Source organism: Burkholderiales bacterium, assembly GCA_013695435.1.
Lineage (GTDB): Bacteria > Pseudomonadota > Gammaproteobacteria > Burkholderiales > JACMKV01 > JACMKV01.
Map to the genome: position 1 here is coordinate 1 of JACDAM010000280.1, position 7,943 is coordinate 7,943.

Consider the following 7,943-nt stretch of genomic DNA (forward strand, 5'->3'; position numbering starts at 1 on the left):
GTCGTCGTCGAGCACGCGCGCGCGGCCGGCAAGCTGGAATTTTTTCCGTCCGAGGCGAGGCTTTCCACCTGGATACCTTTTATTGGCGCGTGGGTCACCATTATGCTGGGATCGATTCCGCAACAGGACGTATTCCAGCGCATAACATCGGCCAAAGACGAGAAGACGGCGGTGCGCGGCTCGGTGCTCGGGGGCTCGCTGTATTTCCTGTTTGCCTTCGTGCCGATGTTTCTCGCCTATTCCGCGACGCTGGTCGATCCCGAGCTCTTCAACAAGCTGCTCAACGAGGATTCGCAGCTATTGCTGCCGCAATTGATCCTGCAGCACACGCCGGTCTTCGCGCAAATCATTTTCTTCGGCGCGCTGCTGTCGGCGATCATGAGTTGCTCGTCGGCCACGCTGCTCGCGCCTTCGGTCGCATTTTCCGAGAACATCATCCGAAATTCGTTTCCCGATATTACCGACAAGCAGTTTTTGCGCATCATGCGCATTACGCTCGTCTGCTTCGCGTGCATCGTTTTGGCGTTCGCGCTACAAACCGAATCGACCATATTCAAGATGGTCGAGAATGCCTACAAGGTCACGCTGGTAGTCGCGTTTATTCCGCTGCTCGCCGGCCTGTACTGGAAGCGCGCAAGCACGCAAGGCGCACTGCTCGGAATCGCGGCAGGATTCCTGACCTGGGTAGCGCTCGAATTCCTGCAGCCCGACACCTACTGGCCGCCGCAATTGGTCGGCTTGCTGGTCGCGGCGGCAGGCATGATTTCAGGTTCGCTGCTACCGCAGTTCGTCACTGCGCGCGAACCGTCTTTGCAAAGCGCCGGGTCGCACGCCCGCGAACAAAACCGGTCGCCCTAGGCGCGGAACAAGCAATCGACGTTCAGCGCTTGATTGTTTTCGCGCTCTGCCCGAACAGGATGCCGCGCGAGCTTTCATCGACGACCGGCGCTTCGCTGACGGTTTTGCCTTTGTCATAAGCGCGCTGCGTCGCCGGCCGCGCCTTGATGTCGGCGAACCAGCGCTGCACATTCGGGAAATCGGCGAGATCCAGACGCTGCTTCTGGTTTGGTACGATCCAGGGATAGCACGCGATATCGGCGATCGACAAGGCGCCGGCGATGAACTCGCGATCCTCGAGTCTGCGGTCGAGCACTGCGTAAAGCCGCGCCGTCTCGGCGACGTAGCGATCGATCGCATACGGGATCTTTTCCTGGGCGTATTGCACGAAATGATGATTCTGCCCGGCCATCGGCCCAAGGCCGCCGACTTGCCAGAACAACCACTGCAACACCTCGGCGCGTTCGCGCGTTTCCCGCGGCAAAAAACGGCCGGTTTTTTCCGCCAGGTACAGCAGGATCGCCCCCGATTCGAAGATTGAAATCGCCTCGCCACCATCCGCCGGCGCGCGATCGATGATGGCCGGCATGCGGTTGTTCGGGGCGATGTCGAGAAAATCCGCTTTGAACTGATCGCCTCGTCCGATATTGATCGGCATGATCTCGTAGCTTAGCCGCGTCTCTTCGAGAAACATCGTGATCTTGTGGCCGTTCGGCGTCGGCCAGTAATAGAGCTCTATCATTTTTCGCGGCTTTTCCGCTGGAAGTTCGTGAACGTGCTGATTGAGAGTCATTCGCCAGGCGGGGGTTCAGCGCGGCCCCCGATTTGCTTGCCTTGACCAGGGCCTGTTCAGTCGAGCGCGGACCGGGATCCCGGGCGAGGTAGTGGTGGGTCATGGTGGCCGCATTCGGAGTCTTGCTCGCACCCGCGCAGCCGCGCTGCTACACTCGAATCGCCATGTCCGATCCATCCGCAACGACGAGCGCGCGAGCATCTCAACCGGGGTCGCGAAGCGCAGCGCAATTAGCCACGGCGGCCTCGCCAGAGCGCGGGGAAACAAAGCGGCGCGCTAGCGCTTCACGCTTGCCGCTTTATCTCGCGATCGCCTATATCCTGCTGATTGTGCTCGCCAGTCTGTCTCCATTCACAGGCTGGCGCGACACCGGCGCGCCAGTGCTCGCCTTCCTGTTCGAAACGACGCGCAATTATCAAAGCCGTTTCGATCTGATGAGCAATGTTGTCGGCTACGCGCCGATCGGATTTCTGGTTTGCATGGGGGTGTTATCGCGGCTCAGGCCCGCCTTCGCTGTCCTGCTCGCGAGCCTGGGCGGCCTGCTGCTGAGCCTGGCGATGGAATCTCTGCAGTCGTATCTGCCGACACGCATATCGTCAGTCGTCGATTTTGCCTGCAACAGCAGCGGCGCATTTGCCGGAGCGTTGCTGGCTGCTTTGCTCGGCCAGCGTCTGCTTCGAAGCCGGCGGCTGGCGGCTGTGCGCCATCAATTCTTTTATCCCGACGATGCGACGCCGGCTGGCCTTGTGTTGCTGGGTTTCTGGCTGCTCAGCCAGACCAATCCTTCGATCTCGCTATTCGGCAACGGCGATTTGCGCGCCTGGCTAGGCGAGGATGCAGCCGGGTTTCATTCCGCGCAATTTTTTATCGCGGCCGAGGCGGTGGTGGTCGCGCTGAATCTGGCCGGCGCCGGTTTGCTGGCGGCGAACCTGACCGTCAACAACGCGAGCGCCGGACGCCTCATTGTTGCGCTGCTCGCCGCGGTTTTCGCGATCAAATCGTTTGCCGTCGGCATGATATTCGACGCGGATCGCGCGTTTGCCTGGTTGACTTTCGGCGCCTGGCTCGGATTGCTGGCGGGCGCCGCGAGTCTGATCGTGCTGATCGGACAGCAACGCCGCAAGCGGTTCGCGATCGCGTTGGGGAGTCTGGCGCTGGCCACCGTGCTGGTGAATTGGCTGCCGCTGAATCCGTACCTGATTTCGTCGTTTGAACTCTGGCGCGAAGGTCAGTATCTGAATCTGAACGCGTCGACGCGCGTCGTCTCGGCATTGTGGCCGTTTGCCGCGATGCTCTATCTGGCGGCGCATTCGGGGCGGCGCGAACGCGTTTATACTTGAGCGATGTCTTACTATCTGCACCACGTTTTTTTTTGCTGCAATCAACGAACAGCCGGCGAAGCGTGCTGCGCCGACCGCGGCGCCAGTGAAATGCGCGACTATGCGAAAAAGCGGCTCAAGGAACTGCGGCTCGACGGCCCGGCCAGGAACCGGATCAACATGGCCGGCTGCCTCGATCGCTGCGAACACGGGCCGGTCATCGTCGTTTATCCCGAGGAAATCTGGTACACGTACGTCGACCGCGACGACATCGACGAAATCATCGACGAGCATTTGCAGCACGGCCGCGTCGTCGAGCGCCTGCGCCTGCCCTGACGCCGGCATAGACCCCGGAGAAACCGATTGTCCGAAAACCGCCCCGAATTCAGCGCGGGTAGAAACATCGCGCTGAAGATTCCGCCGCATCAGTTCGATGCGACTGTCGCGTTTTATCGCGATGTACTCGGCCTGAAAGTCGTCGATGAGTTTGCGCCCGCGATCATTATCGCATTCGGCGCCTGCCGTTTGTGGATCGACCGCGCGCCCGCGCTGAGCCAGGCCGAGCTCTGGCTGGAAATCGAGACGCCGGACGCCGGGCGCGCTGCCGCGTATCTCGATACGCACGGTGTCACTCGCTGCGCTGCGATCGAAGCGCTGCCTGAAGGTTTCGACGGGCTCTGGATCATGAATCCGGCGGGAATCGTTCACCTGGTCAACGGCAGCGCTGATGGCGCTGGTACTTGAGAAGGTTGTGGTGAGCCTTTTGTGGACTCACTAAAATTCAGCACAGCGTGCGTCGCCTGATCGACGGCCCGGCCGGCAAGCTCGAGCTCGCGATCGAGCGGCCGCAAGACGCACCCGCCGGCATCGCGCTCATCGCCCATCCACACCCGCTGCAAGGCGGCACCTTCGACAACAAGGTCGTGACAACTCTGACGCGGGCATTCACCAGGCTCGGCTATCTCGCGCTGCGCATGAATTTCCGCGGCGTCGGGCAAAGCGAAGGCTTGCACGATAACGGCATCGGCGAGACGGAAGACATGCTGGCGGCCGCGGACTCCGCCCGGCGCGAATTCGGCAATCTGCCGATGGTGCTGGCCGGTTTCTCGTTCGGCGCGTATGTCCAATCGCGTGTCGCGCCGCGCATCGAACATCGGCGGCTCGTGTTGATCGCGCCTGCGGTCGATCGCTTCGAAGTCGGCGCGGTTCCCGGTAACACTCTGGTCATACACGGCGACGAAGATGATGTCGTTCCGCTTTCGGCTACGCTGAAATGGGCGAAGGCGCAAAAACTGCCGGTCGTCGTGTTGCCCGGCGCCGGGCACTTTTTTCACGGCTACCTGATCGAATTGCAGGCCGTGGTGCTGGGTGCGTTTGGCGCTGCCGCAAACCCTGCTTGAGCCCATGTTCCATCTGCACGTGCAAAACCTGCGCAAGTCGTACGGCAATAGCGAAGTCGTGCGCGGCCTCGAACTGGCGCTGGCGCCCGGCCGATGTTTCGGCCTGCTCGGGCCGAACGGCGCCGGCAAAACGACGACCTTGCGGCTATGCCTGGGCCTGACCGATCCCGATGCCGATTCCGGCGCCATCACGCTGCTCGGGCTGCCGGTTCCGGCGCGTGCGCGCGAAGCGCGGCTCAAGGTTGGCGTCGTGCCGCAAGTCGACAATCTCGATCCCGACTTCAGCGCCTACGAAAATCTGTACACCTATGGCCGCTATTTCGGCCTGTCGCGGCAGACGCTGGTCGAGCGCATTCCGGAATTGCTCGAATTCGCCGGCCTGGCGACGCGCGCCGACAGCAAGATACAAACGCTGTCGGGCGGTATGAAACGGCGGCTGGCGTTGGCGCGCGGCCTGATCAACGACCCCGACCTGCTGTTTCTCGACGAGCCGACGACCGGGCTCGATCCGCAAGCGCGGCATCTGATCTGGCAGGGTTTGCAGCGACTCTTGAAGCTCGGCAAAACGATATTGCTGACCACGCATTTCATGGATGAAGCCGAGCGTTTGTGCGACCGCCTCTCGGTCATGGATCATGGCCGCATCATCGCCAGCGGCAGCCCGCGCGAACTTATCGCCGAAGAAATCGAGCCGCACGTTTTCGAGATTTACGGCGACGCCGCGCAAGAATGGGGGCGGCAACACGGCAGGCTCGCGCAGCGCTGCGAGCAAAGCGGCGAGACGGTGTTCTGTTACGCGCGCGATGCCGCGCCGTTGCTGAAGAACCTGGAAACGTTCGAGGGGTTGCGTTATCTGCATCGTCCGGCGAATCTGGAGGATGTGTTTTTGAAATTGACCGGGCGGGAATTGCGCGATTGAGAACATGGCTCGCATTCACCAGTTTGTCGTCCTCGCGTATGCGGGGCCCAACGATTTCCATCAAAGACACCGGATTCCCGCGCGCCCGGGAACGACGACGAAAGGGCGTTGATGGCGCGAACGTTTGTAATAGACCGTAAACATTTTCGCCCGCCTTCGATCAGTCTTCGCTTTGGTCATGTCTGGCGGCGCAACTTTCTGGTCTGGCGCAAGCTGGCGATCCCGTCGGTCATCGGCAATCTCGCCGATCCGCTGCTGTTCATGCTCGGCCTCGGCTACGGATTGGGCGCGCTGATGCCCGCTGTCAACGGCATCCCGTATATCAATTTTCTGGCCGCCGGAACGATCTGCTACAGCACCATGAACAGCGCGAGTTTCGAAGCGATGTACTCGGCGTTTTCGCGCATGCACGTGCAACGAACGTGGGAAGCGATTCTGAACGCGCCGCTGACGCTCGACGACGTGCTGATCGCCGAAGCGGTCTGGGCGGCGAGCAAAAGCTTCTTGAGCGGCATGGCGATTCTTGCAGTCATTGGCGCGCTCGGACTTTCCGATTCGGCGCTGGCGCTCTGGATTATTCCGCTTACGGTAGTGATCGGTTTGTGCTTCGCGTCGCTGGGACTGGTCATGACCGCGCTGGCCCCGAGCTACGAGTTTTTCATGTACTACATGACGCTGGTCATGACGCCGATGATGCTGTTATCCGGCGCATTTTTTCCGCGCGCGCAAATGCCGCCGCTGGTGCAGGACATTTCGCTTTTTTTACCGCTGACGCACGCGGTCGAACTGGCGCGGCCGCTGCTTGCCGGGCGCATTCCGGCGGCTTCGCTGACGCACCTGCTGGTGCTTGGCGTGTATGCGCTGGCCGCATTCTATGTCGCGCTGATTCTGACGCGGCGCCGGCTGCTCAAGTAAGGAGGGCTCGTGCTTTACGTCAAGGCGTTTCACATCGTGTTCATGGTGACGTGGTTCGCCGGCCTGTTCTACCTGCCGCGTCTGTTCGTCTACCACGCGCAGGCCGACGATGCCGCCGGCATAGCGCGATTCAAGATCATGGAGCGCAAGCTTTTCTACGGCATCATGACGCCGGGCGCCGTGCTGACTGTCGGCTTCGGATTCTGGTTGTGGTTCGGCTACGGATTTTCCGGCGGCTGGCTGCACGCGAAGGTCGCGCTGGTCGCGATCCTGATCGGCTATCACGTTTATTGCGGCAAACTGCTGGCCGACTTCAAGCACGACCGCAACCAGCACGGCCACGTGTTCTATCGCTGGCTGAATGAGGCGCCGGTGTTGATCCTGGTCGCGATCGTCTTGCTGGTTGTCGTCAAACCAATCTGACGGCATTGCGCGTGGAAAACTTTTTTGCGCCATGTCCGGCGGGTCTGGAAACCGCGCTTGCCGCCGAACTGATCGAGCTGGGCGCAAGCGAGGTCAAGCCCGGCAACGCCGGAGTTCTGTTCCACGGCCCGTTTTCGCTGTGCTATGCAATCAATCTGCACAGCCGCGTCGCCAGCCGCGTGTTGTGGCGCGTCGCGAAGCACCATTACCGCAGCGAAGAAGACGTTTACCGTGCTGCCTATGCCGCGCCGTGGCCGGATTGCTTCAGCGCCGACCTGACGATACGCGTCGATCTGTCGGCGATTCGGTGCCCGCTCAAGAGCCTCGACTTCGTCACGCTGCGCATCAAGGATGCGGTTTGCGACAAATTTCGCGCGATCGCCGGCAAGCGCCCCAGCGTCGCCACGCGTGATCCTGGAATGCGCATCCACGCCTTTTTGACCGCCGACGACGTGACGCTGTATCTCGACACATCGGGCGAGCCGCTGTTCAAACGCGGCGCGCGCGTCAAGACCGGCGAAGCGCCGCTGCGTGAAAATCTGGCGGCCGGCATCCTGCGTCTTTCAGGATGGAAGCCCGGCGTGCCGGTGCTCGATCCGATGTGCGGCAGCGGCACGTTCCTGATTGAAGCAGCGCAGATCGCGCTGGGAATCGCGCCGGGAGCAGGACGCCGCTTCGCGTTCGAAAGGCTGAGCAATTTCGCGCGCGATGACTGGCAGCGCCTGCGCGAGCAAAGCGATGGCGGGCAGCAGGACATAAAGGCGTTGCCGATTTACGGCAGCGATTTGTACGGCGACGCGCTCAGCGACGCGCGCGCCAATCTCGCGGCGCTCGGGCTCGATAGAGCGGTGCATTTGAAGCAGGCGAACGCACTTGAGATCAGCGCTCCGGCGCCAGCCGGCTGCATTGTGACCAATCCGCCGTATGGCGTTCGTTCCGGCGAAGAAGCCGAACTGGCGAAATTTTACCCGCAGCTCGGCGATGTTCTGAAAAAGAAATTCAGCGGCTGGACGGCATTCATTTTTACCGCGGATTTGCGGCTGCCAAAATTGATTCGCCTTACCGCATCGAAGCGTACGCCGCTGTTCAACGGCGCTCTGGAATGCCGGCTGCTGGAATACAGGATCGTGGCAGGAAGCAATCGGGGCTAACAGTTCGTTGAACTTATCCCCCGACCCAGTCCACGGAGCCGAAGGGTAGTACGTTGAGTAGTCGTACAGAATCGAGACGGAGAGCGCGATGCGTGGAGCGGACGTAACTCAGGAAGGTTTGTTCATCGTGAGGAAGACCTCGGATTACGTTCCGACGGAACATCCACTGATCGCGATTCGAGAGAT

General features: G+C 61.2%; 10 protein-coding genes. 9 read left to right on the plus strand and 1 reads right to left on the minus strand.

Annotated features, from left to right (window positions below):
• Positions 1-858 (plus strand): sodium:solute symporter (locus H0V78_13765; protein ID MBA2352803.1); only part of this gene is annotated, 858 nt, incomplete at its 5' end.
• A gap of 22 nt (positions 859-880) precedes the next feature.
• Here H0V78_13765 and H0V78_13770 read toward each other — a convergent pair.
• On the minus strand, positions 881-1,579 hold the full coding sequence (locus H0V78_13770; protein MBA2352804.1) for a glutathione S-transferase N-terminal domain-containing protein: 699 nt from the start codon (positions 1,577-1,579) through the stop codon (positions 881-883).
• Between the two features lie 341 nt (positions 1,580-1,920).
• On the opposite strand from H0V78_13770, the gene H0V78_13775 reads away from it, so the two are divergent.
• The 8 genes from H0V78_13775 (at position 1,921) to H0V78_13810 (ending at position 7,757) form a co-directional block, all read left to right on the plus strand.
• Positions 1,921-2,970: a VanZ family protein gene (locus H0V78_13775; protein ID MBA2352805.1), complete on the plus strand. Its 1,050-nt coding sequence runs from the start codon at positions 1,921-1,923 to the stop codon at positions 2,968-2,970.
• A gap of 3 nt (positions 2,971-2,973) precedes the next feature.
• Positions 2,974-3,285, plus strand: coding sequence for a (2Fe-2S) ferredoxin domain-containing protein (locus tag H0V78_13780; protein MBA2352806.1), 312 nt, complete (start codon positions 2,974-2,976; stop codon positions 3,283-3,285).
• A 27-nt stretch (positions 3,286-3,312) separates the two neighbouring features.
• Positions 3,313-3,693 carry a hypothetical protein gene (locus tag H0V78_13785; protein ID MBA2352807.1) on the plus strand — a complete coding sequence of 127 codons (381 nt, stop codon included), beginning with the start codon at positions 3,313-3,315 and terminating at the stop codon, positions 3,691-3,693.
• Positions 3,694-3,728: 35 nt separating this feature from the next.
• A complete protein-coding gene (locus tag H0V78_13790; GenBank protein MBA2352808.1) occupies positions 3,729-4,349 on the plus strand; it encodes an alpha/beta hydrolase in 621 nt (206 codons plus the stop codon).
• Positions 4,350-4,353: 4 nt separating this feature from the next.
• Complete coding sequence (locus tag H0V78_13795) at positions 4,354-5,268, plus strand: ATP-binding cassette domain-containing protein (protein MBA2352809.1); 915 nt, start codon at positions 4,354-4,356, stop codon at positions 5,266-5,268.
• A gap of 111 nt (positions 5,269-5,379) precedes the next feature.
• Positions 5,380-6,183: an ABC transporter permease gene (locus H0V78_13800; protein MBA2352810.1), complete on the plus strand. Its 804-nt coding sequence runs from the start codon at positions 5,380-5,382 to the stop codon at positions 6,181-6,183.
• Between the two features lie 9 nt (positions 6,184-6,192).
• Entirely contained in the window at positions 6,193-6,606 is a 414-nt protein-coding gene (gene hemJ, locus H0V78_13805) for a protoporphyrinogen oxidase HemJ (protein MBA2352811.1), read from the plus strand.
• Positions 6,607-6,617: 11 nt separating this feature from the next.
• Positions 6,618-7,757 carry an N-6 DNA methylase gene (locus H0V78_13810; protein MBA2352812.1) on the plus strand — a complete coding sequence of 380 codons (1,140 nt, stop codon included), beginning with the start codon at positions 6,618-6,620 and terminating at the stop codon, positions 7,755-7,757.
• Positions 7,758-7,943: the final 186 nt, after the last annotated feature.

Excerpts from the sequence above, each read along its gene's own strand:
- H0V78_13800 (MBA2352810.1), top strand. The coding sequence starts at position 5,380 with ATGGCGCGAACGTTTGTAATAGACCGTAAACATTTTCGCCCGCCTTCG.
- H0V78_13780 (MBA2352806.1), top strand. The coding sequence starts at position 2,974 with ATGTCTTACTATCTGCACCACGTTTTTTTTTGCTGCAATCAACGAACA.
- H0V78_13795 (MBA2352809.1), top strand. The coding sequence starts at position 4,354 with ATGTTCCATCTGCACGTGCAAAACCTGCGCAAGTCGTACGGCAATAGC.
- H0V78_13770 (MBA2352804.1), bottom strand. The coding sequence starts at position 1,579 with ATGATAGAGCTCTATTACTGGCCGACGCCGAACGGCCACAAGATCACG.